This window comes from Trueperella bernardiae (genome assembly GCF_001469025.1).
Classification (GTDB): domain Bacteria; phylum Actinomycetota; class Actinomycetes; order Actinomycetales; family Actinomycetaceae; genus Trueperella; species Trueperella bernardiae.
On sequence record NZ_LNIZ01000001.1, the window covers coordinates 110,155 to 137,023 of the forward strand.

The window sequence follows — 26,869 nt, forward strand, 5'->3', positions numbered from 1 at the left end:
AAAGCGAGTTCAAACATCTGTTCTAATGTGTGTCGAACACAGGTTCTAGACACCGTGGAGCTCCTCCGGTAAGATTCAAACAGATGTTCGACGAACGTATGTTCGAGGAGGAGACATGACTGCACTTCGAAGCGATGCCACCATTGAGGTCCGGCCCGCGTCGCGGCCCACGTTGCGCGCGGTGCGCGCCGGCGAGCGCAAGGTGGCCGTGCGGCCCGATCGCTCAGCTCGAATCCTGCGTGCTGTTCCCACGCCCGGTTCTGCCGATACTGCGCCGGCCCGGCGGGTGGTAGCTTCGCGGCCCGTGGAGCGCGTGGCCACGGTACCCGTGGTTGCTCGGGCGCAGCGGGCGGGCGCGGCGCGCGCGGTTCGGGGCGCGGCGCCTGCACGATCGGTGGCACAGCAGCGTTCCAGGATGAACGCTCGCCAGCGCAATGTGCTCGCGGGGCTCGCCGTTGCGGCGGTCGCAATTTTCGCCTTCGCCCTGGCCATCTTCCTCTACGCCGCCCTCGGCGTCGGCCCCCAGGCAGGCGCGGTCACCACGGTGATGGCGGGGGACTCGCTGTGGTCGATCGCCAGTGCCATGGGAAGCGGCCTGCCCACTGAGCAGGTGGTGCGTGACATCATGTCGCTCAACGCGCTCGATGGTACGCACATCGAAGCCGGCGCCCAGCTGCTCCTGCCGGCGTACTGATCGAGGGCCGGCTCATGGTTGGGGTCATCGCGCGGGCAGCGGTGGATCAGCGCGGACATGGGGCGCTGTCTTGCCGATCCTTCAGTGCGGGCGGTAGCTTTATGACCATGTTCTGTCCCTTTTGTCACTATGAAGATTCGCGCGTGATCGACACGCGCACCTCTGACGACGGCCAACTCATCCGCCGGCGCCGTGAATGCCCGCAGTGCGGGCGCCGATTCTCCACCACGGAGGCAGCGACCCTCATGGTGACCAAGCGCTCGGGTGCCACCGAGCCCTTCTCACGGGACAAGGTGATCAAGGGCGTTGGGAGGGCCTGCCAGGGCAGGCCCGTGACGTCCGACCAGCTCGCGGTCCTCGCCCAAAAGGTGGAGGAGGCGATCCGCGCCTCCGGCGTTGCCCAAATCGACTCACAGGACGTGGGCCTAGCGATCCTCGAGCCCCTGCGCGATCTCGACAAGGTGGCCTACCTGCGCTTTGCCTCCGTCTATTCCAACTTCGAATCGCTCGAGGACTTCGAGCAGGCGATCGCCGCGCTGAAGAACTAGCCGTACCTGCTCGTCGTGATCGCTCGCCGCGGGCGGAGGCTCGCACGGGTGAGACGGTCTCCTACTTATCTACTCGTCAGCGGGTGAGGTCTCGCCGTCCGTGGCCGCCTTAGGCGCCTCGGTTGCCTCGTGCTTCTCAGGCGCGTTGCTCGCCCCAGGCTCCCCGGTCGTCTCGGGTTCTTCGGGCGCGCTACCAGTCATCCGCGCGGCCCGCTCCTTGACGGAGGCCACGTACTCGTCGAGGCGCTCGGCGCGCTTCGCGGTGGCCTCCGAGACGCGCTCGCGCCACTGGCCGGAGACCAGCTCGAGGTTCGCCAGCCGCTCGGTCACGTTCTTGCGCATGACCTTGCCCAGCTGGGAGCGGGGCAGCTCGTCGAAGATGGCGATCGACTTGGGCATGGCGTAGTGGGAGAGCTTGTCCTCCGTCCACGCCCGCACCGCCTCCAGGTCCACCGTGGCCCCGGGCTCGAGCACGAGAGCGGCCACCACGGACTCGGAGAACGTGTCTGTGGGCATGCCCACCACGGCCACGTCCACCACACCCGGCATGTCGCGCACGGCGGACTCCACCTCGGAGGGGTAGACGTTGAAGCCAGAGTTGATGATCATTTCCTTGCGCCGGTCGGCCATGACGAGGAAGCCGTCATCCCAGCGCCCCAGGTCTCCCGTGTACAGCCACCCGTCCTTGAGGGTATTCTCGGTCTCCTCGGGGTTTTTGTAGTAGCCCTGGAAGACCTGCGGCCCGCGCACGGCAAGCTCGCCGATTTCCCCGTCGGCAACCTCCACCGAGCGGTTTTCGGGGTCGACGATCCTCACCTCGGTGGATGGGAAGGGCAGGCCGAGGGTGGAGGGGCGGCGTCGTTCGGTGAGGGGCGAGCCGGCGATGACGGGGGAGGCCTCGGTCATGCCGTAGCCCTCGATCATCAACCCCGACTTTTCCTCCCAACGCCGGGCGAGCTCCGGGTCGAGCGCCATCGCGCCGCACACCGAATACCGGATGGTCGAAAGGTCTGCGACCTTGCCGGCGTCGATTGCGTCGAGCATCTTCGTAAACATGGGCGGCACGCCGCCGAAAAAGGTGAGCGGGTGGCGCTTGTGGGCAGCGAAGAGGATGTCGACGTCGAAGGAGGGAGTCATCACCTGTGTGGCGGCGAGGCCCACGCAGGTGAGCATGGATAGCTGCAGGCCGAACGCGTGGAAGAAGGGCAGCACGGCGCCCACGGTCTCCTCGCCATAGACCAGGTCGGACAGCCACAGTTCGATCTGCTTGGTGTTCGACAGGAGGGAGCGGTGGCTGAGCGCCACGGCCTTCGGGGTGCCCGTGGTGCCGCCCGTCATGAGGAGGGCGGCGACGTCGTCGAGCGCGGGGCCCTCCGCCCGGCTGAGGTCGAGCGGGGCGTTGTGCTTGACTTGGTTGTCCCACGAGTGCACCCCGTCCGGCACCCGCCCGCGTAGCTTGTTGCGTTGGGCCTTCGCGGCCTTGAGTGGCATTTTGAGCAGGAACTGGGACTTGGCGGGCAGGGCCTTGGTGAGGTTGACGGCCAGGTAGGTGCGGTCCTTGAAATCGCCGCCTGCCAGCAGTTTTTCCAGTGTCTGCTCCCAGCCGATCACCACGGTCGATCCCACCAGGTCGATCTGGGCGTCGATCTGAGAGGGTGGGGCGAGTGGGTTGTGCTCGGCCACGGTCACCCCGAGGAACTGGGCAGCGTAGAAGGCCACGTAGTGCTGGGGGCAGTTGGGCAGGATCACCGAGATGACATCGCCCTTGCGCACGCCGCACATCGTGAGCACCTGGGCGGCCCGGCGCACCTCGTCAAAGACCTCGGCGTAGGTAAACTCGCGAGCGAGGAAGTCGATGGCCACTCGGTCGGGGAAATCGCGCGTGGCGTCGACAAGCAGCTGGTCGATCGTGGTCGAGACAGGCTCGATCGTGGTCGCCACGCCATCGGCGTAGTACGAGTGCGCGAGTGTCATGTGGTCCATAGGGGCTCCTTCCCACTTAGGGATAAGAGTACCGCGTGGAGGCACCCGGAGAGGTGCGCAAGCCTATTCTCGGGTCAGCAGGCGCAGGCGGATGTGGGCCTTGGCCTCCTGCAGACGCTCGAGGATAACCTCCGGGACCTCGGCCGCGGTGTCGGTGACCATGTAGCCGTACTCGCCCTGGGTGGCCAGGGACTGGAAGGTGACGTTGACGCCCTCGTCGGCGAACAGGCGGTTGACGTCGGCCAGGGCGCCTGGCGTGTTCCAGTGGTACCAGGCCACGCGGTGGAGGGATTCGGCGGCGGGGGCCGTGGCGATGTTGGGCGTGTTGACCGACAGTTCGGTGGAGCCCTTGCGCCAGTAGTTGAGGAGCTTGGCGCTAACGAAGCTGCCGATCGACTCTTGGGCCTCGAGGGTGGAGCCGCCGATGTGCGGGGTGAGGATGACGTTGTCGAAGCCGATGAGCACGGAGGAGAACGGGTCACCGTTCTTCAGGGGCTCGCTGGGGAAGACGTCCACTGCGGCGCCGGCCACTTGGCCGGACAGGAGGGCCTCGCGCAGGGCGTCAAGATCCATGACGTGCCCGCGGGCGAGGTTGAGCAGGATGACCCCGTGCTTGAGCTTTGCAAACATCTCCGCGTCGAAGTAGCCCGTGTTGGCGGGGCGGCCATCGATGTGGAGGGAGACGACGTCGGCGGTGGCGAGCAGCTCGTCGAGTGAGACCCGGGTGGCGTTGCCGAGCGCCAGGCGCTCGGCGATGTCGTGGAAGATGACCTTCATGCCCAGGGCCTCGGCCACCACGGACAGTTGGGAACCGATCGAGCCGTAGCCGATGATGCCGAGCGTCTTGCCGCGCACCTCGTGGGCGCCCTCGGCGGTCTTTTGCCACACGCCCTTGTGGAGGGCGGCGTTCTTTTGCGGGATGCGGCGCACGAGTGCAATGAGCTCGCCGATCGCCATCTCCACCACGGAGCGCGTGTTGGAGTAGGGGGCGTTGAAGACGGCCACCCCGTGGTCGGAGGCGGCCTCGAGGTCGATCTGGTTGGTGCCGATGCAGTAGGCGCCGATCGCGGTCAGCTGCGGGCAGGCTTCGATGACGTCGCGGGTGATGTTGGTCTTGGAGCGTATACCAACCATGTCGAAGCCCTGGAGGCGGGCGATGAGTTCGTCGGTGTCCAGGGAGCCGGGTACGCGTTCCACCTCGATCCCGTACTGTCCGAAGACCTCGTTTGCGACCTCGTGTGGGTTTTCAAGAAGCAGGACCCGTGCCACCGTCTACTCTTTCGCTAGAAACCAGTTGGGCGTGGGCCGCGCGTCAGGACGTCGAGTCGCCTGGTGGGGCGAGTCATTGCGACGTACAGGTCACCCGGCCCGTCCGCAAGGATGGCCTCAGGTTCCACCAGCACGACGACGTCGTACTCCAGCCCCTTCGACATCCCCGCGGTCAACACATGTATTCTCGCCGAAATATCGAAACCGTGCCGGTCCAACGTCCAGTCTTTGAGACGCGGGGAGGATTTGAGGAGCTCCCCGGCGCGCTCGTGGTCCGCTTTCGCGACGACGACGCCGATCGACCCGCGCCCAGCGTCGAAGTCGGCGTCGAGCTCGGCGCATGCCTTGGCAACCAGCTCGATCAGCTGGTCATCCCCACCCTTGTGGTAGGCGAGGGAGCCCTCCAAGTCGCGCGCGGCGCGCATGAAGCCCACGGGGTGGCCGTGAGCGCCCATGACTTCGGCGGCCTTGGTGAGGACGGTGGCGGGCGTGCGGTAGGAGATGGTGAGCCTTTCAACCCGGTGGTATTGGGCGAGCGGGCCGAGTGCGCTGGCCCAGCCGCCCTCGGGAGCGCCGGCCGGGCGCTGGTCCAGGTCTCCCACGATCGTCATGGAGCGCGAGGGATTGCGTCGCTCGATCATTCGCCACTGCATGGGGGACAGCTCTTGGGCCTCGTCGATCACCACGTGTCCGTACGTCCACGTGCGGTCGTTCATCGCGCGCTCGGCGAGCGTGACCCCGGAGTCGGAGTCGGCTACCCTTCGCGTCATTATGTCGGAATTGACGATACCGCCGCCGAGGCCCATGGCGGACATGGTGGAGCTGACGTATTCGCCCAGCTGGCGCTCCTCGGCCTCCTTGGCGGTCTTGGCGTGGCGCTCGGTGTCGGAGGCGAAGGCGCCCAGGTGCTCGGACAATTCGTCGAGGATGGGGATGTCGGCCGGGGTTAGGCCGCTGCCGCGTTCGCGGCGTAGGGCGGCGCGCTCGGCCGGGCTCAGCTGCGGGGCCACCCGCTCGAGGAGCTCGGGGAAATGGTAGAGGCGCTCGAGTAGGGTGACCGAGGAGGAGGGCAGCCAGCGAAGGTTGATCTCGCGCCGGGCATCGATCGACTCGGCGACGTCGGAAATGAGCCAGTCCGAGTCCTCCACGGTGGTCTCCAGCGCTGCGGCGAGCTGTTCGGCGAGGGCCGTGACGAGGCGGCGGGCGTAGACCTCGCGCGCCTGGTTGTGTGGCTTGCCCGAGCGGCGGGCGCGACGCTGGGCGTCCTCGACCATGTCCGGGGTGAGCGTGAGCGTCTTGCCGTCCACCTTGAAGGACACGGGCGCGGGAAGCGGCTTTTGCACGATCTGTCGCACCGCCCGTTTGGCGATGTCTGTCCATACCGCCCGGCCCTTGATCTCGGCCACCTCCACCGGCTCGCTCGCCGTGGGGCTGATCCCGGGCAGCAGCTCGTCGATGGTGGTGGACACGACGTCGGACTCGCCGAGCGAGGGCAACACCTGGTCGATGTAGCGCAGGAAGAGCGGGGAGGGGCCGATGATGAGCACACCGGAGCGGGCCAGGCGCTCGCGGTGGGTGTAGAGCAGGTAGGCGGCCCGGTGGAGGGCCACGGCCGTCTTGCCCGTGCCCGGCCCGCCCTGGACGACGAGCACGCCCGCGTCCTCGGAGCGGATCACCCGGTCCTGTTCGGCCTGGATGGTGCCCACGATGTCGCCCATCTTCCCATCGCGCGCCTGGGCCATGGCGGCCATGAGCGCGCCCTCGCCCGTGAGGTTGAGGTCGGAGGAGGTGGCCTTATCGAGCAGCTCGTCCTCCACCCCGGTCACGTCCCGCATTCGGGTCTGGATGTGGCGGCGGCGCACCACGGTGCCCGGCTGGGCAGCGGTGGCCTGGTAGAAGGGCTCGGATTGCGGGGCCCGCCAGTCGGTGAGAAGGATGCGCTGGTCCTCGTCGCGCAACGTCATGCGCCCGATGTGGGTCACCGCCCCGTCGTTGTGGTCGAGGCGCCCCATGACGAGGCGGTTCTCCAAGTTGCGCAGGCGCAGCAGGTTGTCCTCGTAGTGCGTGGCGAAGGAGTCGCGCTCGGAGACGGCGCCCGGGGTGCCGCGCCCGCCGGCCGCCCGCACCCGGGTGAGCTGGTCGCGGTAGTACTCGCGCTGGCGGTCGAGCGCCGCGTAAGCGACGTCAACAAACTCCTGCTCCTCGGCAATGGCACGTTCGATGGCGGATGTGTGCAATGGTGACCCCCAAACTTTTTAAGGCTTCAATTATCCTCCTTTTTGCCGGCGGATGCACGTTCGGCCGTGAGCAAAGCCGACGCGCGGAATATTTCACGGCGGCGGACACGTTGTGAGAATGTAGAACGAGGAGGATTGAACGTGGCACATTTCTACACACTTGAGCCGGGCACGGATGACCTGCGTGTCAGCACGCTCGTGCTCAACCTGGTCGACCCGCTGGTAGATGCCGGCAACACGGCCCACGCCATCGACGCGACCATCAAGACCCTCGACGCCGAACGGATCGGCACCTTCGACCCGGACCCGCTGTTTGACTACCGCGCCCAGCGCCCCATCGTCAGCTATTCCGATGGCCACATTGTGGGGATGACCATGCCGGGCATCGAGCTCATGCTCGTCACCGACGTCCACGGCGAATCTTTCCTCTACCTCGGCGGCGCCGAGCCCGATTTCCGGTGGAACGCCCTGGCGGAGGACGTTCTGGAGATCGTGGAGCACTTCGGGGTTCAGACCGTCTACTCCTTCGCCGCGATGCCCGCGCCCGTGCCGCACACTCGCCCGGTGGACATGCTTATTCGCACCACCGAATCGGCGGGAAAGCACCCGGTGGTGGAGGGCTTCGCCGAGCACTTTGCCGAACTATCCGACATCTTCGAGCACGCCGCCGCCCAGCGCTCGGTTCCCGTGATCAACATCCGGGTGCGCGTGCCGTTCTACCTGGTGCGCGGGGAGAGCCCGTTCTTCGCGGGCGCGCTCGCGGCGATCAAGATGCTGGCGGCCCGCGGTGGTCCCACCTTCCCGCTCGGTGACCTGGAGCAGCTGGAGGATTCCCAGCGCGCGGCCATCGAACAGATGCGCACGGAGGGCTCCGAGTTTGACGAGCTCGTCGCTTCACTGGAGAAGGACTACGACTCCTCCGACATCGGCTTCGTCACGAACGAGGAATCGGCGCCCGTCATCCCGTCCTCGGATGAGATCGGCCAGGCCGTGGAGCAGTTCCTCGCCTCGCAGGAGACCTCGCCGCTCGACCGCGTGCACAAGACCAAGACCGAGCGCGGCTTCACCTCGGACCTGCGCCGGATCGGCAAGGGCTTCCGCGTGGGGCTCGGCCGGCGTTCGCGCGACGACGACGATCCTGAGGCACCCAAAGGCGAATAGTTAGCTCTGCGCTGCCTGGGCCTGCGGCGGCCATCCCACATCGGCGTCGTGGAGAAGGGTGGCCCCCACGGCCGACTCCTCCAGGCGCGCCTGGCCCACGACCACCGTGGGTAGCGGCAGGCGACGCACGGCGCGCGAGATGGTCTCGAGCGGGAGCGGCGCCTGGGAGGCGAGCAGGATGACGTTGCCGAAGCGGTGGCCCTTGACGATGGCGGGGTCGGCGATCGCGGCGATGTGAGTGAAGCTGGCCCGCAACGCGCGCACCTCCCGGTAGACCGGGGCCAGGCCCGCCTCGCCGGCGATGTTGAGTGCGTACAGCCCGCCGTCGGCGAGCAGGCGTGCGGCGTGAGCGTGGGCCTCCACGGTGGTGAGGTAGCGGGGGATGCGGCCGGAGGCGAAGGTGTCGCGCACGATGAGGTTCCACGAGCCCTGGTTCGTTTCGAGCGTGACGCGGGCGTCCTCGGCGCGGATGCGCAGGCGCGGCGCGGAGGGCAGGTCGATCCACTCGCGCACCAGCGTGGCGAGCTCGGGGTCGATCTCGATGGCCAGCTGGTGCGAGCCGGGCCGTTCGGCGTCGATCGCCCGTGCCAGCGCGCACCCGGCCCCGCCCAGATGTAGGGCGCGTACGGGGCCCTCGATCATCGCGTCGAGCGCGATTCGGATGTGCTGCATGTACTCGAACTCGAGGTGGGCGGGATCCTTCGGGTCGATCGCGGAGGACTCCACGCCGTCCACGTACAAGGTGAGCAGACCGTCGAGCTCCACGAGATCCACGGTGGACATGGCGGTCTGGACGCGCGTGATTCCTGCATTCGATTTGCGGGCCATGGCCACAGTCTAAACTCAAGAGGAAAGGAAAGGAGGGCATCATGTCCCGGGCACCGCGTTCGCGTAACGCCAAGCGAGACTGGGGGAGTGACGATTCACGCACCCCCATCTTGCACGTGGACATGGATGCCTTCTTCGTCTCCGTGGAGCTGCTGACCAAGCCGGAGCTGGTGGGTAAGCCGGTGGCAGTGGGCGGGCAGGATCGCGGCGTCATCTCCGCCGCCTCATACGAAGCCCGCCGCTACGGGGTGAACTCGGCGATGCCGGTGGCCCGCGCGAAACGCCTGTGCCCGAACCTCATCATCCTGCCCCACTCGAAGGGCCTGTACGGCGAAGTCTCGGCCCGCATCATGGCGATCTTCCACGAGTTCACCCCGCGGGTCGAGCCGCTGTCGGTGGACGAGGCCTTCCTCGACGTGGCCGGCGCCCGGAAGATCTTCGGCTCGCCGGTGGCCATCGCCACCGAGATCCGTCGCCGCATCTACGCCCAAGAGCACCTCACCGCCTCCATCGGGGTTGCCGCCACCAAGCACGTGGCCAAAATCGCCTCGGCCCAGGCCAAACCCGACGGCCTCCTCCTCATTCCCTACGACCAAACCGTGCCTTTCCTCCACGGCCTGCCTGTCGGCGCGCTGTGGGGCGTGGGAGACAAGACCCGCGAAAAGCTCGACCGCAAGGGCATCTACACCGTGGCCGACCTCGCCGCCCTCGGCGAGCACCGCCTGCGCGGCCTGCTCGGGGAGGCGGCCGGCTCCCAGCTCTACACGCTCGCGATGGGCCACGATCCGCGCGCCGTCACCCCGCACCGCAAGGAAAAGTCGATCAGCCGCGAGCAGACCTACTTCGAACCCCTCACTGCGCGCGCCGAGGGAGAGCGGGCCCTGCTCGAGCTGTCCCACGACGTCGCCCGCAGGCTCCGCGCCGCCGGCTTCGTATCTTGGACGATCGGGATCAAGCTGCGCTCCGCGGCGGACTTTTCCACGATCTCCCGCACGGTCACCCTCGGGGCTCCCACCGCGCTCGCCGCTGAGATCTTCGACGCCGCGCGCCGCCTCTTCGACTCGGCTGGCGTGCCTGATGGCGGGATCCGTCTGCTCGGGGTGCGGGCCGAGAACCTCGCGGGGATCGAGGAGGGGATCCAGCTTTCGATCGGCGACGACGGCCGGCGCGGGCGGGCCGAGGCGGCGATGGACCAGGTCCGCTCCCGGTTTGGGGCCGGGGTGCTCGGGCCGGCGTCGTTGGTGGAACGGGCCGGAGAGGGCGGCGGTTATCCGCGCGGCGAAAGCGCCGAGCGTCCGGGTCAGGGCATTTGATAGAATGTGCGGACCGACCAAGGGAGAAACCATGGCTCTTTCCGACTACGAACGCAGGATGCTCGAGCAGCTCGAGGCGCAGTTGACCGACGACGATCCGCATCTCGCGCAATCCTTGAAGTCCGAGGAAAGGGGCGCGGTTCAGACCAGCTTCTCGCCCAAGCACCTGGTGATTGGCCTCATCGTGGCCGTGCTGGGCCTGCTCGTGGTGCTCGGTGGCGTGGCGAGCGAAGTGGTGATCGTGGGCGTGGCGGGCGTGGTCGTCGTGTTCGGTGGCCTGTGGTACCTGTCGGCGGGGATGACGAAGGTCAGCGCGCCGGCGGCGCCGCGCAAGCAGGCTGGCCAGTCGGACTTCATGGAGAGGCAGCGCGAGCAGTGGCGTAAGCGTCAGGAAGGCTAGCCCTCCACTTTCCACCACATGCGGCTTCGGCCGCATTTTCTTTGCCCGCGCTCGCCCGAAATATGTGAGTTGTCGGATATTGGGCCCGCCCGCGGGCCTGTCCGCCGGCCCGTTGTGAGAAAATCCCTCCACCCGATCTTTCATTGATAATTCCGGAAAAGATCGTGAAATTGGCGCGTCTAATGCTTGCCAGGGGAGCAAAGTGGGGTAAAGTGGTGGCAACGGGAAAAAGGGGGTGTAGATGTTCCTTGGCACGTACGAACCACGTTTGGACGACAAGGGTCGTCTGATCCTCCCTGCGAAGTTTCGTGACCAGCTTCAGGGCGGCCTCGTGATGACGCGCGGGCAGGAGCACTGCCTGTACATCTTTCCCATGTCGGAGTTCGAAAGCATTCTGGACAACCTGCGCCAGGCGCCCATGACCTCGAAGGATGCACGCACCTACACCCGCGTCTTCCTCTCCGGGGCCAACGATCAGATTCCTGACAAGCAGGGCCGGGTCACCATCCCGGCCTCGCTGCGTCAATACGCCGACCTCGGCCGTGAGGTAGCCGTGATCGGATCTGGTACGCGCGTCGAGGTGTGGGACCTGGCCAAGTGGAATTCGTACCTCGAATCGAACGAATCCGAGTTTGCGGATCGGGAGGACGAGCTCATCCCCGGGCTCTTCTAACGGCCGGTCCTCCACCGGTGTCCTGCGGCAATTCCCCAGCTTCAGGCCAGCGGTGGAGGGCCACAACAAGAAAGGAGCGGCCGTGGCAGACGCTTCGAACAACGCACTGCACGTGCCGGTCCTTGCCCGCACCTGCCTTGATCTGCTGGCGCCCGCGCTGGAGAGCGGCGTACTCATCGACTGTACGCTCGGCATGGGCGGGCACTCCGAGGCGTTCCTCACCGATTTCCCGAACATCCGCGTGGTCGGCATCGACCGCGACCCGGCGGCCATCCGGCTCGCCTCCGAGCGCCTAGCGCGTTTCGGCGAGCGCTTCACCGCCGTGCACACCACGTACGACGACGTCGACCAGGTCGCCGCCCGCTTCGGCGAGGGCGGGAAGGTCGAGGCGATCCTCATGGACCTGGGCGTGTCCTCCCTCCAGCTGGACGAGGAGGAGCGCGGGTTTTCCTACGCCGCTGACGCCCCGCTCGACATGCGGATGGACACCACCAGCCCGCGCACGGCCGCCGACATCCTGGCAACCGAACCCAAGGCCGAGATCGCGCGGATCCTGCGCGTGTACGGCGAGGAGAAGTTCGCCGGCCGGATCGCGGAGGCGGTGGTTCGTCGTCGTGACAAGGAGCCGCTGACCCGCACGGGCGAGCTGGTGGAGATTGTGCGCGAGTCGATCCCGGCCCCGGCACGACGCACGGGCGGCAACCCCGCCAAGCGCACTTTCCAGGCCCTGCGGATCGCCGTCAATGGCGAGCTCGATTCGTTGCGACTGGCCGTGCCCCGCGCGATCGAGTCGCTCAAGGTGGGCGGGCGGCTCGCGGTGGAGTCCTACCAGTCACTGGAGGACCGCATCGTCAAGGACGCCTTCGCCGCGGGTACCAGGTCCACCACCCCGGCCGGCCTTCCGCTCGAACTTGAGGGCCATGGACCCTATCTCAAGGCGCTCACCCGTGGTGCGATCAAAGCCACCGAGGCGGAGATCGCCGCCAACCCCCGAAGTGCCTCCGTGCGCCTGCGCGCCGTGGAGCGCATCGCACCCACCCCATCCCACCTGTCCAACCCCGACCACCGGAGAGATCACCTATGAGCATCGCTGTCGATCGCCAGCGCGCATGGAACGCGCCCACCTCCCGTCCCGTTATCGAGATGCCGGGGCTGTCTGTGGTGCCCACTCCCGCGCCCGCGCGCGGCTTCTGGGGGGCGGTGCTCATGTGTGCGCTGCTGCTCATCGGCTCTTTCAGCGTCGCATTTCACCTCAACACGCGGATGGTGCAGGGTGCATACGAGATCAAAAACATTAGTGTGGAACTGAATGAAGCCGCGGCGCGCGAGGCGACCTTGAAGAAGGACGTCATCGCCGTTGCGACTCCGCAACAGCTACGTGCGCGCGCGGAGGGACTCGGCCTGGTTCCCGCCACCAACGCGCTGCACGTCGACCTTGAAACCGGGGTGATCACCGCTCCGGCCCAGGACTAGGGGATGAGATGGCACAAGACCAATCGGTTGCTTCGGCGATTCGCGCCGGCATCCGGCGAGGTCTGGGAACCGGGAAGGGGCCCGATACCGCTGCGCGGAAGACGACCAACCGCCGGATGCGGGCAACCGCTCTGGTGGTCATGGTCCTCGCCGCGATCCTGGGGCTTCGCCTCTTCTATCTCCAGGTGATCCAGGCGGGCGCGCTGTCGGAAACCGCGCGCGAATTCCGCTGGCGTACCTACCCCCTCGAAGCCAAGCGCGGCGACATCGTGGACGCCAATGGCGCCGTGCTCGCCACCTCCGTTGAGCGCTACAACGTGCGCGCCGACCAGACCGAGATCGCCGAGTTCGTCACGCGCGACGACGACGGCAACGTCACAGGCTCGGGCGCGGCGGCCGCGGCCAAGATCCTCGCGCCCCTGCTCGACGCCGACCCGGCCGAGCTGGGCGGCCTGTTGCTGGGCGGGGAGAAGAAGTCGAAGTGGCAGCTCATCGCCTCTGACATCTCCCCGGACGAGTGGCGGGAGATTAACGCGCTCGGCATCCGCGGGATCTACCCCGAGCGCTTCATGCAGCGCCAGTACCCGGGCGGTACCACGGCCGGCACGATCCTGGGCTACCTGGGTGAGACCGAAGAATCGAGCAACCCGATCGGGCGGGCCGGCATCGAGCAGCAGTATGACGACCTGCTCTCCGGCACCGAGGGCATGATCCAATACGAGGTGGCGGCCGGCGGCGCCGTCTTCCCCAACTCCGAGCGCCGCGAGACCCCCGCCGTCGACGGCGGCTCGGTCCACCTCACGATCGACGCCGACCTGCAAAAGGCCACCGAGGACGCCCTCAACGAGGTGGTGACAGGCCAGAGCGCTGAGTGGGGCGCCGCCGTCGTCATCGAAGTGGGCACCGGGAGAGTGCTGGCCCTGGCCGATTCGCGATCGCCGGACCCGGCGAACCTGTCTGCCTCCGATCCGAAAGACTGGAACTCGCGGGCGGTCTCGGCGGTGGTCGAGCCCGGATCCACCGGCAAGCTGGTGACGTACTCTGCCGCGATCAACGAGGGCACGGTCACCCCGCTCGACATGTTCACGGTGGCGAGCCGGCTGGAGATGCCGAACGGTGAGGTCATCAAGGACAACGACGAGCACCCCACCGAGCGCCTCACGGTGGCCGGCACGCTGGCGAAGTCCTACAACACGGGCCTGGTCCAGATCGGCGACACGATCGAGGACTCGGTGCGCTACCAGTACATGATGGACTTCGGCCTCGGCGCGCGCACCGGCATCGAGCTGCCGGGCGAGAGCTCCGGCGTCGTCTACCCGTATGAAAACTGGGCCGGACGCACCCACTACACCACGATGTTTGGCCAGGCGTGGAGCGCCACCACGCTCCAGCTGGGCCAGATGATGAGCGTCATTGCCAATAAGGGCGTCTACATCCCGTTGCATCTGGTGGATGGTGTGGAAAGCGTGGACGGTGATTACACGCCCACGGCGGTCGGCGAATCGCGCCAGGTCATCACCGAGCAGTCCGCCCACACGATGCTCGAGATGATGCAGGCGGTCACCGACCCGCACTCCACCGGCTGGCGGGCGCGCGTGGAGGGCTACAACGTGGCGGGCAAGACGGGCACGGCACAGGTGCCGGATGCTTCGGGCGCGCTCACCAAGCGAGCCGGAACGTTCGTGGGGACGATCCCGGCCGAGGACCCGAAGATCATCTTCGCCTCCATCATCTACAACGCCGCGGGCGCGGGCTACGGTGGCGACACCGCCGCGGCCGTCTTCAGCGGCACCGCCGAGTTCGCCATGCGCCAGATGAAGGTGGCCCCGTCCCAGGTGCCGCTCGTGCGCCTGCCGTGGACCGAGGCGGAACTGATCGAATCCCAGCAGTCGCAGCAGTAGGGAAAAATGATGCCTCCATCGCTCACTGAGCTCGCCGACCTCGCCGAGCTTTTGCACATCGCCCCCGCGGTCGGATCGGTCACGGGGGTGTGCGCCGACAACCGTCAGGTCCGCCCGGGTGACCTCTTCGTGGCAGTCCGTGGCGCCACTGTGCACGCCGCCCGCTTTGCGCGCGCCGCTGTCGATGCGGGTGCCGCCGCGGTGCTCACCGACGCCGAGGGCGCGGAGATTGCGGGCGACGTCGGTGTGCCCGTGCTCGTTGTGGCCGACCCGGCGCGCGTGGCCGGGCTCGTGGCCTCCTTCTGCTTCGGCCGCCCGGACGAGCGGCTCACCACCTTCGCCGTGACCGGCACGAACGGCAAGACCTCCACGGCCTACATGATCGAGGACGCGCTCGCCCGCCTGGGCCGCACCACCGGCCTCATCGGCACGGTCGAGGTGCGGATCGCGGGGGAGGCGATGCCGGCGCAGCTGACCACGCCCCAGCCGGTGGACCTCCAACGCATGCTGGCCGACCTCGTGGCCCGTGGGGGCACCGACCTCGTCATGGAGACCTCCTCCCACGCCCTCGCCCAGGGCCGCACGAACCCCATCCGCTTCGACGTGGCGGGCTTTACGAACCTCACCCAGGACCACCTCGACTACCACAAGACTTTCGAGGAGTACTTCCAGGCCAAGGCGCTGCTCTTCGACGAGGAGCACTCGACGCGCGGCGTCATCATGGTCGACGACGAGTGGGGGCGCCGGCTCTTTCGCGAGGTATCGGGGCGCAGGCCGGGCGCGGTTGTCTCCCTCTCCGTTCGGGGTAACGACGCCGACTGGCAGGGCACCTCGGCGTTCGAGACGGGCGTGCAGACGATCAGCCTGACCGGCCCGCTCGGAAGCTTGGAGACGCTCACCCGCTTGCCTGGCGACTTTAACGTGGCCAACGCCGCGCTGGCCGCCGTCATGGTGATGGAATCGGGGGTGGCCCCGCAGGAACTGGCGGCAGCCCTCGGCGAGCGCGGGATCAGCCCGGCGATCCCGGGTCGCATGGAGCTGGTGGGGGAGCGTCCCTACACCGTGGTGGACTTCGCGCACAACACCGACGCCCTGGTCAAGGCGATGACGTCGCTGCGCGCCGCGCGTGGCGGGCGCCTCGTCGTCGTGACGGGATCGGCGGGTGATCGGGATCGGGGCAAGCGCCCGATGATGGCTGCTGCCGTGGCCGAGCACGCCGACTACCTGATTATCACCGACGACGACCCGCACACCGAGGACCCGGCTCGAATCCGGGCTGAGATGATCGAGGGGATTCCGGCGGGCTTTGACTACGCCGAGATCGGCGACCGTGAGCGGGCCATCACCTCGGCGATCATGGGCGCGGGGGAGGATGACACTATCCTTATTGCAGGGCGCGGGCACGAGGCGGTTCAGGACGTCGCGGGCCGCGCCATCGACATCGATGACCGCGTGGTGGCACGCACGGCGCTGAGGCTCAGGGAGGGCGAATGATTCCGATCTCGATCGAACAGGCGGCGGCGGACGCCGGTGGCCGCATCGAGGCGCCGGCCACCGGCGAGGTGGTGGCGGTTGTCTCCGACACGCGTCAGATCCGCGGCGGGGAGCTTTTCGTGGCGATCGCAGGCGAGCGTGTGGACGGCTCCACGCTGGCGGGCCAGGCCATTGAGGCCGGGGCCAGCGCCGTCATGACCGCCGGCCGCGAGGTGGCCCTCGCCTCCGGGGCGCCGGCCAATCGCCTCATCGTGGTCGACGACGTGCTCGCGGCCCTCGGCCGCCTGGCCCGCGAAAGCCTGCGTCGGGCGCGCGAGGCGAACCCGCGCCTGCAGGTGGTGGCTGTGACCGGCTCGGTGGGCAAGACCACCACGAAAGACCTACTCGCCGCGTTGCTGGCGATCCGCGGGCCGATCATCGCCCCGCCCGGCTCCTTCAATAACGAGCTCGGCCTGCCGCTCACCGTCCTGCGCGCCGGCGCTGATACCGCCACCCTCGTCCTCGAGATGGGCGCCGACCACATGGGCAACATCGACTACCTGACCTCGATCGCGCCGCCCGACGTGGGCGTGGTCCTCATCGTGGCCCGCGCGCACCTGGGCCACTTCGGTGGGATCGAGAACGTGGCCAAGGCCAAGTCGGAGATGGTGACAGGCGTGCGCGAGGGCGGCACCGTCATCCTCAATGCCCTTGACGAGCGAGTGCGGGCCATGGCCAAGCTCACCGATCGCGACCTGCTCTTCTTCGGCGACCCGGCCCTTCCCGGCGTTCATGCCGAGGACGTGAGCGTTAACGACGCCGGTCGGGCCACCTTCGTGCTCGTCACCTCCACCGGCCGTGCGCCGGTGACGTTGGCGCTCGTGGGCGAGCACCACGTGTCCAACGCACTGGCCGCCGCAACCGTGGCCGACTACTACGGGATTGGCGTGGAGGAGGTCGCGCGCGTGCTGAGCGAGACGGGCGCGGCTAGCCCGCACCGCATGTCTGTCTCCGAGCGCGGCGGCATCCTCATCATCGACGATTCGTACAATGCCAACCCCGATTCCATGCGGGCCGGGCTCGACGCCCTCGAGCGGCTTGGGGAGGGCCGGCGCAAGGTCGCAATCCTTGGCGCCATGCTCGAGCTCGGTGCGGACGCGGATGCCGAGCACGAGGCGATCGGGCACTATGCCGCCGCCCGCGGGGTCGACGTCGTGATCGGCGTCGGCGAAGAAACACGGCCCCTGACGCACGCCGCGGCCGCGGCCGGGCTCGCCACACAGACCGCCTCATCTGAAACAGCGCTCGACGTGGCTACCACGATCATGGCCAAAGGTGACGTAGTCTTGCTAAAAGGTTCGAACGGTTCGGGCGTGTGGCGCGTGGCTGACGCGCTGGTGAGAGAGGACTAAATGCTCGCAATTCTCATCTCGGTGGCGGCATCGCTGCTCGTGGCGCTGCTCGGCACGCCGGTGCTTGTGCGTTTCTTGCGGAAACGCTCCTATGGCCAGTTCATCCGCGAGGACGGACCGACCACGCACCTCGTTAAGCGTGGTACGCCCACGATGGGCGGCATCGTCATCATCTTCGCCACAATCGTTGGCTACACGATGGCGAACATCGCCACCGGGCGCGGCCCGAACGCCTCGGGCGTCTTGCTGCTCGGCCTCATGGTGGGCATGGGCCTCATTGGCTTCTTCGACGATTTTGCCAAGATCCGCAACGAACGCTCGCTCGGCCTGACCCCGATCGCGAAGATCATCGGGCAGGCGGTGGTGGGCATTTCGTTCGCCGCGGCAGTGTTGCAGTTCCGCAACGATTACAACCGCACGCCCGGAAGCACCCGGATCTCTTTCGTGCGCGACACGAACATTAATCTTGCCCACTTCGGGATCGTGGTGGGTCTGATCCTCTTTATCATCTGGGCCAACTTCCTCATCACGGCCTGGTCGAACGCGGTCAACCTCACCGACGGCCTGGACGGCCTTGCCTCTGGCGCATCCGCGATCGCGTTCGCCGGGTACGCCTTCGTCACGATCTGGCAGTCCTACCAGACGTGCTCGTCAGTGGTGAACCCCGCCCCGGGCTGCTACGACGTGCGCGACCCGCGCGACCTGGCGATCGTGGCCGCCGCGATTGTGGGCGCGTGCCTGGGCTTCCTGTGGCACAACACCTCCCCGGCCGCGATCTTCATGGGGGACACCGGTTCGCTCGCGCTCGGCGGCGCGTTCGCCGGGCTCACCATCCTCACCCGCACCGAGATCCTCGGCGTCATGCTGGGCGGCCTGTTCGTCATCATCGTCATGTCGGACGTCATCCAGATCGGTGTGTTTAAGGCCACGGGCAAGCGCGTGTTCCGGATGGCGCCGCTGCACCACCACTTCGAGCTCAAGGGCTGGAAGGAAGTGACGATCGTGGTGCGCTTCTGGCTCATCCAGGCTCTCATGGCGGCCGCCGGTATTGGCCTGTTCTACGCAGAATGGTTGGCGCGGCAATGACGCGTTCGATTCCCGGCGCGGCGCAGTTTTCCTCCATGCGCGTGGCGGTGCTCGGCCTGGGGATTTCCGGCCGGGCCTCCCTTGACGCGCTCGCGCGGCACACGCAGGCCGTGCTGTCGGCGTGGGACGCGAATCCGTCGGCCCGCGAACCCTACGCCCACCTGGACGGTGGCTCGGAGGCGGATCCGGCCGCCCTGCTTGAGGCGCTGCTCTCCTGGGGCCCGGACCTAGTGATTATCGCCCCGGGCTTCCGGCAGGTCGGCCCCGAGTGGCAGGCGCTACGCGCAGCCGGCGTGCCCGTGTGGTCCGAGATCGAGCTTGCCTGGCACCTGCGTGCCGCGCACGACGGCGTCTTCGCGCCTTGGCTCTGCATCACCGGCACAAACGGCAAGACGACCACCGTGACCATGACCGAGGCAATCCTCCGAGCGGGCGGGCGCCGGGCGCTCGCCGTCGGAAACGTCGGCACCCCGGCCGTGACGGCCGTGAGCGAGACGAGTGAGGACGCGCCGGAGGTCTTCGCCTTCGAGCTGTCCTCCTTCCAGCTGGCCGCCTCCTACTCAATGGAGCCGGCCGCGGCCGTGTGCCTCAACATCGCCGACGACCACCTCGAGTGGCACGGCACTTTCGCCGACTACCGGGATGCGAAGGCCCGGATTTACACCAACACGCACGCGGCGTGCCTCTACCCGGTGGGGGATGAGACGGTGCAGGCGATGGTGGATGGCGCCGATGTAGTGGAGGGAGCCCGTGCGATCGGGCTGTCGATGGGAGTGCCGTCCGTGGGCCAGCTGGGTTTCGTGGACGAGCACGCCGTGGACCGCGCCTTCATTCCCCGCCGCCACACGCACGCCGAGGTGCTTTTCGATGTTGCCGACATCGCTCACCTCGCCCCCGAGGGCACGGCGTTGCCCGTGCACATCGCCAAGGACGCACTGGCCGCCGCGGCACTCGCGCGCGCGGTCGGGGTGGAGCCGGAGGCGGTGCGCCAGGGGCTACGAGAGTTCACGGGCGGCCACCACCGCATCGAGACCGTGGCCCACGTGGGCGGCGTGCGCTACGTCGATGACTCGAAGGCCACCAACGCCCATGCCGCCGAGGCCTCCCTGCGCGCGCTCGAGAACGCCGTGTGGATCGTGGGCGGGCTGGCCAAGGGTGCCCGCTTCGAGGCGCTCGTGGCGAAGGTGGCCGCGAACCTGCGCGCCGTCGTCGTGATCGGGCGTGATCAGGAGCCGTGGCGCTCGGCGCTTACCGGCCTCGAGGTACCGGTCCACTACGTGGCCGAGGATGCTGACGCGCCGATGGATGACGCGGTCGGGGCGGCCACCGACCTTGCCCAGCCGGGCGACACGGTCATTTTGGCGCCGGCCTGCGCCTCCCAGGATCAGTTCGCCTCCTACGCCGAGCGCGGGGAGAAGTTCGCTGCGGCGGCGGCGAGGCTGGGCGGTGACGATGACGAGCATTGATAGTCCGGCGCTCTCGGAGCGCGAGCTCACCCGCCGCGATGACATTCAGCGGGCGCTCGTGGTGGTCGTCGCTTCCACGTTCCTCCTCACGATCTTTGGCGTGGTCATGGTGTATTCGGCCACGGCCCCTAGCTCGATCCGGGCGGTGGACGCCAACCCGGACCTCACGCTATTTTCTGTGGCGACCCGCCAGGCGCTCACCACCCTCATCGGGATCGTGGGCCTCATCGTCATGGCGCTCATCCCGTACCAGGTGACCAGGCGCTTCGTGCACCTCTTCCTTGCCATCGGTTGCCTGCTCCAGATTGGCGTGCTCGCCCAGGGTGGGGGCGTGGCCGGTAATAACAACTGGCTTTCGCTCGGCCCGATCACGGTCCAGCCCTCGGAGTTCATCAAGCTCGCGCTCGTTTTGTGGCTCGCCCACATGCTCGCCCGCCTTCAGCTGAAGGAAGTCGAGGATCTGCGCACGCTGTGGATCCCAGCCCTCGGCTTCCTCGTGGCGGTGGGCCTGGTGCTCGCTGGCGGAGACGTGGGAACGGGCCTCATCTATATTCTCATCGCCGGCGGCCTGTTCTTCCTCGCGGGCCTGCGGCTCAAGCATTTGGGGATCGTGGCGTTCTTCGGCGGCTTGGGCGTGGGTGCCATGGTGGCGGCCAACCCCTCGCGTCTGCGCCGCATCGGCGAGTTCGTCTCTGACCTGTTTACCCTGCCCGACACCCACCTGCCCAAGCAGTCCGACTTCGCCCAGTTCGCCTTCGGCACGGGCGGGCTGACGGGCGCCGGGATCGGCGCGGGCAAGGAGAAGTGGCGCGACCTGTCCGAGGCCCACACCGACTTCATCTTCGCGGTCATCGGCGAGGAGCTTGGCCTGCTCGGCACGGTGACCGTCATCGTCCTCTTCCTCGCGCTTGGCTGGAGCCTGGTGGAGATCTGCCGCAAGCACCCCAACAGGTACGCCCAGCTCATGACCGCGGGTGCGGCGCTGTGGCTGTGCGGGCAGGCGCTGGCCAACATGTACGTGGTCACCGGCCTCGCTCCCGTGTTCGGCGTGCCGCTGCCCTTCATCTCCATGGGCGGATCGTCCATGCTCGCCACGCTGGCGATGGTGGGGTGTGTCATGTCCGCCGCACTGGCCGTGCCGGGGGTTCGGGAGAGCTGGCGGGTTCGCGGTAGGCTTGTGCAACGAATCCGGACCGTAGTGAGGAGCAATCGATAATGGCAATCATACTTGCGGGAGGGGGAACGGCCGGCCACGTCAACCCTCTGTTGGCCACGGCCAACGCCATTACGGAGGAATACCCGGGCACGCAGGTAGTGGCGGTGGGCACCGCCGCCGGACTTGAGACCACCCTGGTTCCTGCGGCCGACGTTCGGCTAGAGACCATCCCGCGGGTGCCGTTGCCGCGCAAGCCCTCCCTGGATGTGGTGCGCTTTCCCATGATTTTCCGTGGTGCGATCGCGGCGGCGGGGGAGATCCTTGAGCGCCACGACGCCGAGGTGGTCATTGGTTTCGGTGGCTACGTGTCCACCCCGGTCTACCTCGCGGCACGCAAGCGCAAGATCCCGGTGATTGTGCATGAGGGCAACGCCCGCCCGGGCATGGCGAACAAGCTTGGAGCGCGCTTCGCGGCCACGGTGGCCCTCACTTTCCCCTCCACTCCGCTGCGCGCTGCGAAGGGCATCACGGTGAGCGTGGGCCTTCCCCTCAAGCGTGCGATCGAGCAGCTCTCGGCGCGCCCGGGTGGGAGGAAGAGCCTGCGTGAGGAGGCCGCCGCGCGCTTCGGGCTCGACCCGGCGTCGCCGATCATGCTGGTCACGGGCGGTTCGTCCGGTGCCCTCCACATGAACGAGGTGTTCGCCCAGGCCGCCGCCGACATCCGGGCCGCCGGTGTCCAGGTCCTCCACATCACGGGCAAGGACAAGGACGACGCCGTCCGCGCGGCCGCGCCCGACCCGGGCTACGTTGTTCTCGACTACCTGTCTGACATGGAGAGCGCCTACGCGGTGGCGGACCTGGCGGTCTCCCGTTCGGGGGCGGGCATGGTGGCGGAGCTGTCTGCGCTCGGCATCCCGGCCGTTTTCGTGCCGCTGTCGGTGGGCAATGGCGAGCAGGCGCTCAACGCGCGCGACGTGGTGAGCGCCGGGGGAGCGATTCTCATCGAAAACAAGGCGCTGACGGCCGAGAAGGTGCGCTCCGCGATCCTTCCCCTCTTCGAGGGCGATCAGCTGGAGACGATGGCCGAGCGCTCCAAGGGTGTCTCGCCGCTAAACGCGGCCAGCCGCCTGGCCAGTATCGCGATGCGCCTGGCGGAGGAGCGATGATGTACCACCTCATTGGAGCGGGCGGCGCGGGCATGAGCGTTGTGGGTGAGCTGTTGCTCGAGCGCGGCGAGGCCGTCACCGGTTCTGACCGGCAGGATTCGGCGAACTTGCAGCGGTTGAAGGCTGCGGGCGCCACGGTTTTTGTGGGCCATGACGCGGCGCACGTGGATCCGGCTGCCACCGTGGTGGTCTCCACCGCGATCAAGGCCGACAACCCCGAGCTGATGGTTGCCACCGAACGCGGCCAGGAGATCATCCACCGCAGCCAGGCCCTCGCCATCGCGGCGGCGGACAAAGACTTCGTGGCGGTGGCCGGGGCACACGGGAAGACGACGACGTCGGGTATGCTCGCGGTCGCTCTCGCATCCCTGGGGCGCGATCCCTCCCGCGCGATCGGGGGACGCCTGGCCGGCGGTGCTTCCGGCGCGCACCTGGGCACGGGCAAGATGTTCATTGCGGAGGCTGACGAATCGGACGGCTCCTTCCTCAATTACCGCCCGCGCGTGGCGCTGGTGACGAACGTGGAGCCTGACCACCTCGACCACTACGGTTCGAAGGAGGCCTTCTTCGAGGCCTTCGTGGAGTTTGCCCGCCGGATCGAGTTTGGCGGCCTGATCGTGTGCTGTGCGGACAGTGAGGACGCGCTTGAGCTGGGGGAGCGTGCGCGCTCCGAGGGGATCCGCGTGTGGACATACGGGCGCGGGGACGGGCTGGAGAACCACGCCCGGATCGAGGACACGGGCGATGGGGCACGCGTGAGCTTCCGCGGCAAGCCGATCGACCTGGCGCTGTCCGTTCCGGGCCAGCACAACGTTTTGAACGCCACCGGCGCGTTGCTGGTGGGCATCGAGCTGGGCGAGGATCCGGCGCAGATGGCCGCGGCCCTTGCTACCTTCCACGGCACCGGGCGGCGCTTCGAGCTGCGCGGCGAGGTCGCGAGCCGGCGCGTCATCGATGACTACGCCCACCACCCCACGGAGGTGCGCGCCACGCTCGAGACTGCTCGCCAGCAGAGCGCCGCGGGCGTGCGGGTGCTCTTCCAGCCCCACCTGTACTCGCGCACGCAGATCTTCGCCACGCAGTTTGCCGAGGCGCTCGCGCTGGCGGACTCGGTGGTCCTCACCTCGGTGTACGCCGCGCGCGAGGTGCCGGAGGATGGCGCGGAGTCGAATGTCATCACCGACCAGCTGCCGGGTGCGGAGCTGGTGCCTGATCGCGTTGAGGCCGCGCGCCGGATTGCCGAGCTGTCGGCGCCTGGAGACATCATCATCACGATGGGCGCCGGCGACGTGACCGAGCTAGCCGACGTCGTACTCGAGGCGCTATGAGGGCTCCCCGGCAACCGAAGAAGCCGCGCAAGCTCACCGGTCCCACCGATCGTGACGGCGGGGGTGAGCTGCGCCGGCCGCGTCCGAGCGCTGAGGACTACATCCCCACGGCACCGATGGTGCCGCTCGACGACGAGTGGGACGCCGACGAGTGGGAGGCCGAGGATTGGGCGAGCGGCGACTGGGACAGCGCGGAGGCGGGGGACTCCGCCGCCTCTGAGGATCCCGAGGCTGAAGACCTCGAGCCCGTGGAGATGCGGCGGGAGCGAGGCCGTGCGGAGGACCCCGGCGCGCTCGCGCGCCCCGGGGCGTTCAGCCGCCTCATGCAGTCGGCCCGGGCAGCCGGGGGTGAGCTTCGCGGCCGTCTGGCGTCGAGGCGCGCGGACGAGGGGGAGCTGGATGCCCGGCGCGTGGAGCGCAAGCGTGAGGCGCGGCGGGTGCGCCTGCGGCGGGCTGGGCTCGGCGCAGGCGTCGTCGGCCTTCTCGCCCTGCTCGCCTGGATCGTGCTCGCCTCCCCGCTCCTGCGCTACCAGTACTCAACAGACCAGATCTCGGGATACGCAGAAACCTCGATCGTCAACCGAACGCAGCTCGAACAGCTCGTGGCTGCACACGACGGTCAGAACCTCGTACTTCTCGACGCCGAGGCCCTCGCCGGAGATATCCGGGACATCCCGGAGGTCGCCTCGGCCACGGTGACCAAGGACTACCGCCACGCGCTGAGCATCGAGATCACCGAGTCGGTGCCGGTGGCATGCCTGGGCCCGAAGGATTCGTGTAGCGCCGTGACGGCGGACGGGACGAAGCTCACGGTGCCGCCCGAGGTTGCGGCCGGACTGCCGCGCATCGGGGCGAGCGACGGGCTGGACCCGGCCGAGGCCATCTCGGACGGGCTCGAGGTCTTGAGCGCGCTCGATCAGGCCGTGCTCGCGCAGGTGACCGAGGTGTCGGTGGCCAAGGGCAACCTGGTTACGCTCAACCTTACCGAGGGGCGCCAGGTCTACTGGGGTAGCCTCGAGCGCGGGGAGTTCAAGGCCCAGGTGCTGGCCGTTCTGCTCTCCCAGCAGGCGAGCTTCTTCGACGTGTCCGTGCCGGACGCGCCTGTGAGCCGATGAATCTCGCAACACACCGGCGAGGTCATTGAATTTGCCTTCCGAGATCTCTACCTTTTTCGCGAGGTTGGAGACAGAAAACTTCAAGTAGAACTTGAAGTTCGGAAGGAAGATACATGTACGCTCTGAACAACTCTGCAAGCATCAAGGTTGTCGGGGTCGGCGGAGGCGGCGTCAACGCTGTCGATCGCATGATCCAGGACGGCCTTGCCGGCGTCGATTTCATCGCCGTCAACACCGACAGCCAGTCCCTGGCCAAGTCCGAGGCCGAAACCAAGATTGATATCGGCCGCGACGTGTCGAACGGCCTGGGTGCCGGCGCTGACCCCACGGTGGGAAAGCGCGCTGCCGAGGAGAACCTCGACGTCGTCGTCTCCACCCTTGAGGGCGCGGATATGGTCTTCGTCACCGCCGGCGAGGGCGGCGGAACCGGCACCGGCGCCGCTCCCGTCATCGCGCGTGCCGCCCGCGAGCAGGGCGCGCTCACCGTGGGCGTGGTCACCCGCCCGTTCTCCTTTGAGGGCCTCCAGCGCTCCCGCAACGCTAACGACGGCATCCGAGAGCTTCGCGACGCCGTCGACACCCTGATCGTCATCCCCAACGATCGCCTGCTTGAGGTGACCGAGGAGGACCTGTCGATCATCGAGGCCTACCGCCTGGCGGACGAGGTGCTCCAGAACGGCGTGAAGGGCATCTCCGACCTCATCACCATGCCGGGCGTGGTCAACGTCGATTTTGCGGACGTGAAGACCATCATGAAGGACGCCGGCACCGCGATCATGGGCATCGGCACCGCCAATGGCCCGGACCGCGCGCTGCGCGCCACCGAGAACGCAATCTCCTCCCCACTGCTGGAGGCCCGTATCGACGGCGCTCACGGCGTGCTCCTCGCCTTCACCTCCTCTACCGACCTGGGCCTGCGCGAGCAGTCCGAGGCGGCGCAGATGGTCAAGGAGGCCGTGGACCCGAACGCGAACATCATCATCGGCATCATCGTGGACGAGTCGCTGGGCGATGACGTGCGCGTGACCGTGATCGCCGCTGGTTTCGACGAGGCCGACGACGTGCTACTCGACACCCCGGCCGCCCCGGCGGCTCCCGTTCAGCAGGCCGCCACGTCCGCCCCGGCTGTCCCGACCGTGCCGCCCGCCACCGAGGAGCGCACCCCGGGCCAGGCCTACCAGCAGGAGGAGCCGGTGCAGACGGCCCACCGCCCGGCGGTCAGCGGCACCCCGCTTGAGGTGCCCGTGGTTGAGGAGCCGAAGCGCCAGCGCCCGGACCTCGACATCCCGCCCTTCCTGTTCGGCGACGAATAGCTTCTTCCTCCAACCTATTCCCCGGCGCGCGAATGCGCGCCGGGGTTTTTTTGGCAAAATGAGAGGGTGTCTTCTTCCATGATTGACTGGTTCGAGGGCCCGCTGCCGCCTGGCGTGAGGGCCGGTTTCACCACGGTTCACGGCGGGTCGTCGACGGGCGAGTACGCCTCGCTCAACTTGGGAATACACGTGGGGGACAACCCGGTTCATGTCCACGCCAACCGCCTGGCACTGGGCCATTACATCGGCCAGGAGATCACCTGGATGGACCAGGTCCACGGGTCCCGCATCGTCGACGCCCTCGACGCGCGGTTGCGCTTCGGCTGGCTCGAGGTGGGTGAGGCCGACGCGATCGCCCTTGGCAAGGGGCAGGTGGGCGCCGTCATGGTGGCCGACTGCGTGCCGCTCATCCTCGTCGAGGAAAGCGGACAACGCGGCGCCGTGGTGCACGTGGGGCGCGCGGGGCTCGACCTCGGCGTCGGCCCGTCCGCAGTTGCCGACCTCGAGGGGGAGGTCATCGCAATCCTCGGCCCGTCGATCTGCGGGCGCTGCTACGAGGTCTCGGAGGAACTGGCCGAGGAGGTCGGTGGGAGGTGGCCGGAAAGTCTCGCCACGACGTCGTCGGGAACACCCTCGCTCGACATCCCCGCGGGCCTGGAGGCCCAGCTGCGCGCGTGCGGTGTACGCCAGATTTACCGCTCGGACGTGTGCACGTACGAATCCGCCGACCATTTTTCACACCGCCGCGCCACGCACGCCGGAACCCAGACGGGCCGCTTCGCCGGTGTGCTTCAGATCTTGCGACACGCCCGTGACGCTCACGGAAATCCCGGTTTTCTCTAATAGTTTAGAGTCAGCCAATGCGAGAGAGGTG

Annotated in this window: 23 protein-coding genes; 19 read left to right on the forward strand and 4 right to left on the reverse strand. The window is 67.8% G+C overall.

Annotation, left to right across the window (positions count from 1 at the left end):
• Positions 1-115: 115 nt before the first annotated feature.
• Together AQZ59_RS09020 and nrdR are read left to right on the forward strand one after the other, a co-directional pair.
• A complete protein-coding gene (locus AQZ59_RS09020; RefSeq protein WP_082661053.1) occupies positions 116-694 on the forward strand; it encodes a LysM peptidoglycan-binding domain-containing protein in 579 nt (192 codons plus the stop codon).
• A gap of 107 nt (positions 695-801) precedes the next feature.
• The gene (nrdR, locus tag AQZ59_RS00510; protein WP_062612679.1) at positions 802-1,242 is read left to right on the forward strand and encodes a transcriptional regulator NrdR; all 441 of its coding nucleotides are present in this window, start codon (positions 802-804) and stop codon (positions 1,240-1,242) included.
• A 69-nt stretch (positions 1,243-1,311) separates the two neighbouring features.
• Here nrdR and AQZ59_RS00515 read toward each other — a convergent pair whose 3' ends face one another.
• The 3 genes from AQZ59_RS00515 to AQZ59_RS00525 all read right to left on the reverse strand — a co-directional run bounded on the left by AQZ59_RS00515 (position 1,312) and on the right by AQZ59_RS00525 (position 6,731).
• Positions 1,312-3,225 (reverse strand): AMP-binding protein, encoded by a 1,914-nt coding sequence (locus tag AQZ59_RS00515; protein WP_062612151.1) that lies wholly within the window; start codon positions 3,223-3,225, stop codon positions 1,312-1,314.
• A 63-nt stretch (positions 3,226-3,288) separates the two neighbouring features.
• Positions 3,289-4,494 carry a phosphoglycerate dehydrogenase gene (gene serA / locus AQZ59_RS00520; protein ID WP_062612153.1) on the reverse strand — a complete coding sequence of 402 codons (1,206 nt, stop codon included), beginning with the start codon at positions 4,492-4,494 and terminating at the stop codon, positions 3,289-3,291.
• 14 nt (positions 4,495-4,508) lie between these two features.
• Complete coding sequence (locus AQZ59_RS00525) at positions 4,509-6,731, reverse strand: HelD family protein (protein WP_062612155.1); 2,223 nt, start codon at positions 6,729-6,731, stop codon at positions 4,509-4,511.
• Positions 6,732-6,872: 141 nt separating this feature from the next.
• On the opposite strand from AQZ59_RS00525, the gene AQZ59_RS00530 reads away from it, so the two are divergent.
• On the forward strand, positions 6,873-7,892 hold the full coding sequence (locus AQZ59_RS00530; protein ID WP_070445393.1) for a PAC2 family protein: 1,020 nt from the start codon (positions 6,873-6,875) through the stop codon (positions 7,890-7,892).
• On the opposite strand, the gene AQZ59_RS00535 is transcribed toward AQZ59_RS00530, so the two are convergent.
• Entirely contained in the window at positions 7,893-8,720 is an 828-nt protein-coding gene (locus AQZ59_RS00535) for a spermidine synthase (protein WP_062612159.1), read from the reverse strand.
• 41 nt (positions 8,721-8,761) lie between these two features.
• Here AQZ59_RS00535 and dinB point away from each other — a divergent pair, with 41 nt between their 5' ends.
• The 16 genes from dinB to AQZ59_RS00615 all read left to right on the forward strand — a co-directional run bounded on the left by dinB (position 8,762) and on the right by AQZ59_RS00615 (position 26,838).
• Complete coding sequence (dinB, locus tag AQZ59_RS00540; RefSeq protein ID WP_062612161.1) at positions 8,762-10,033, forward strand: DNA polymerase IV; 1,272 nt, start codon at positions 8,762-8,764, stop codon at positions 10,031-10,033.
• A gap of 31 nt (positions 10,034-10,064) precedes the next feature.
• Complete coding sequence (locus tag AQZ59_RS00545; protein ID WP_062612163.1) at positions 10,065-10,433, forward strand: DUF3040 domain-containing protein; 369 nt, start codon at positions 10,065-10,067, stop codon at positions 10,431-10,433.
• A gap of 241 nt (positions 10,434-10,674) precedes the next feature.
• Positions 10,675-11,106: a division/cell wall cluster transcriptional repressor MraZ gene (gene mraZ, locus AQZ59_RS00550; RefSeq protein WP_062612165.1), complete on the forward strand. Its 432-nt coding sequence runs from the start codon at positions 10,675-10,677 to the stop codon at positions 11,104-11,106.
• Positions 11,107-11,188: 82 nt separating this feature from the next.
• Complete coding sequence (gene rsmH / locus AQZ59_RS00555; RefSeq protein WP_101923417.1) at positions 11,189-12,190, forward strand: 16S rRNA (cytosine(1402)-N(4))-methyltransferase RsmH; 1,002 nt, start codon at positions 11,189-11,191, stop codon at positions 12,188-12,190.
• Complete coding sequence (locus AQZ59_RS00560) at positions 12,187-12,579, forward strand: cell division protein FtsL (RefSeq protein WP_062612169.1); 393 nt, start codon at positions 12,187-12,189, stop codon at positions 12,577-12,579. Before rsmH ends, AQZ59_RS00560 begins: the two co-directional genes overlap by 4 nt.
• 8 nt (positions 12,580-12,587) lie before the next feature.
• Entirely contained in the window at positions 12,588-14,480 is a 1,893-nt protein-coding gene (locus AQZ59_RS00565) for a peptidoglycan D,D-transpeptidase FtsI family protein (RefSeq protein WP_062612171.1), read from the forward strand.
• Positions 14,481-14,486: 6 nt separating this feature from the next.
• On the forward strand, positions 14,487-15,974 hold the full coding sequence (locus AQZ59_RS00570) for a UDP-N-acetylmuramoyl-L-alanyl-D-glutamate--2,6-diaminopimelate ligase (protein WP_070808025.1): 1,488 nt from the start codon (positions 14,487-14,489) through the stop codon (positions 15,972-15,974).
• Complete coding sequence (locus tag AQZ59_RS00575) at positions 15,971-17,365, forward strand: UDP-N-acetylmuramoyl-tripeptide--D-alanyl-D-alanine ligase (RefSeq protein WP_062612173.1); 1,395 nt, start codon at positions 15,971-15,973, stop codon at positions 17,363-17,365. The genes AQZ59_RS00570 and AQZ59_RS00575 overlap by 4 nt, the downstream gene beginning before the upstream one ends.
• Positions 17,366-18,451, forward strand: a complete 1,086-nt coding sequence (gene mraY / locus AQZ59_RS00580) for a phospho-N-acetylmuramoyl-pentapeptide-transferase (protein WP_062612175.1) — start codon at positions 17,366-17,368, stop codon at positions 18,449-18,451. It abuts the gene before it with no gap.
• Positions 18,448-19,917 (forward strand): UDP-N-acetylmuramoyl-L-alanine--D-glutamate ligase, encoded by a 1,470-nt coding sequence (gene murD / locus AQZ59_RS00585; RefSeq protein WP_201783124.1) that lies wholly within the window; start codon positions 18,448-18,450, stop codon positions 19,915-19,917. The genes mraY and murD overlap by 4 nt, the downstream gene beginning before the upstream one ends.
• Positions 19,904-21,133, forward strand: coding sequence for an FtsW/RodA/SpoVE family cell cycle protein (locus tag AQZ59_RS00590; RefSeq protein WP_062612179.1), 1,230 nt, complete (start codon positions 19,904-19,906; stop codon positions 21,131-21,133). The genes murD and AQZ59_RS00590 overlap by 14 nt, the downstream gene beginning before the upstream one ends.
• Positions 21,133-22,239 (forward strand): undecaprenyldiphospho-muramoylpentapeptide beta-N-acetylglucosaminyltransferase, encoded by a 1,107-nt coding sequence (murG, locus tag AQZ59_RS00595; protein ID WP_152994703.1) that lies wholly within the window; start codon positions 21,133-21,135, stop codon positions 22,237-22,239. The genes AQZ59_RS00590 and murG overlap by 1 nt, the downstream gene beginning before the upstream one ends.
• The gene (gene murC / locus AQZ59_RS00600) at positions 22,236-23,567 is read left to right on the forward strand and encodes a UDP-N-acetylmuramate--L-alanine ligase (RefSeq protein ID WP_062612183.1); all 1,332 of its coding nucleotides are present in this window, start codon (positions 22,236-22,238) and stop codon (positions 23,565-23,567) included. Before murG ends, murC begins: the two co-directional genes overlap by 4 nt.
• Positions 23,564-24,682: a cell division protein FtsQ/DivIB gene (locus AQZ59_RS00605; protein ID WP_062612186.1), complete on the forward strand. Its 1,119-nt coding sequence runs from the start codon at positions 23,564-23,566 to the stop codon at positions 24,680-24,682. Before murC ends, AQZ59_RS00605 begins: the two co-directional genes overlap by 4 nt.
• A gap of 113 nt (positions 24,683-24,795) precedes the next feature.
• Positions 24,796-25,995 carry a cell division protein FtsZ gene (ftsZ, locus tag AQZ59_RS00610; protein WP_062612188.1) on the forward strand — a complete coding sequence of 400 codons (1,200 nt, stop codon included), beginning with the start codon at positions 24,796-24,798 and terminating at the stop codon, positions 25,993-25,995.
• Positions 25,996-26,073: 78 nt separating this feature from the next.
• Complete coding sequence (locus AQZ59_RS00615; RefSeq protein WP_062612189.1) at positions 26,074-26,838, forward strand: purine nucleoside phosphorylase YfiH/LACC1 family protein; 765 nt, start codon at positions 26,074-26,076, stop codon at positions 26,836-26,838.
• Positions 26,839-26,869: the final 31 nt, after the last annotated feature.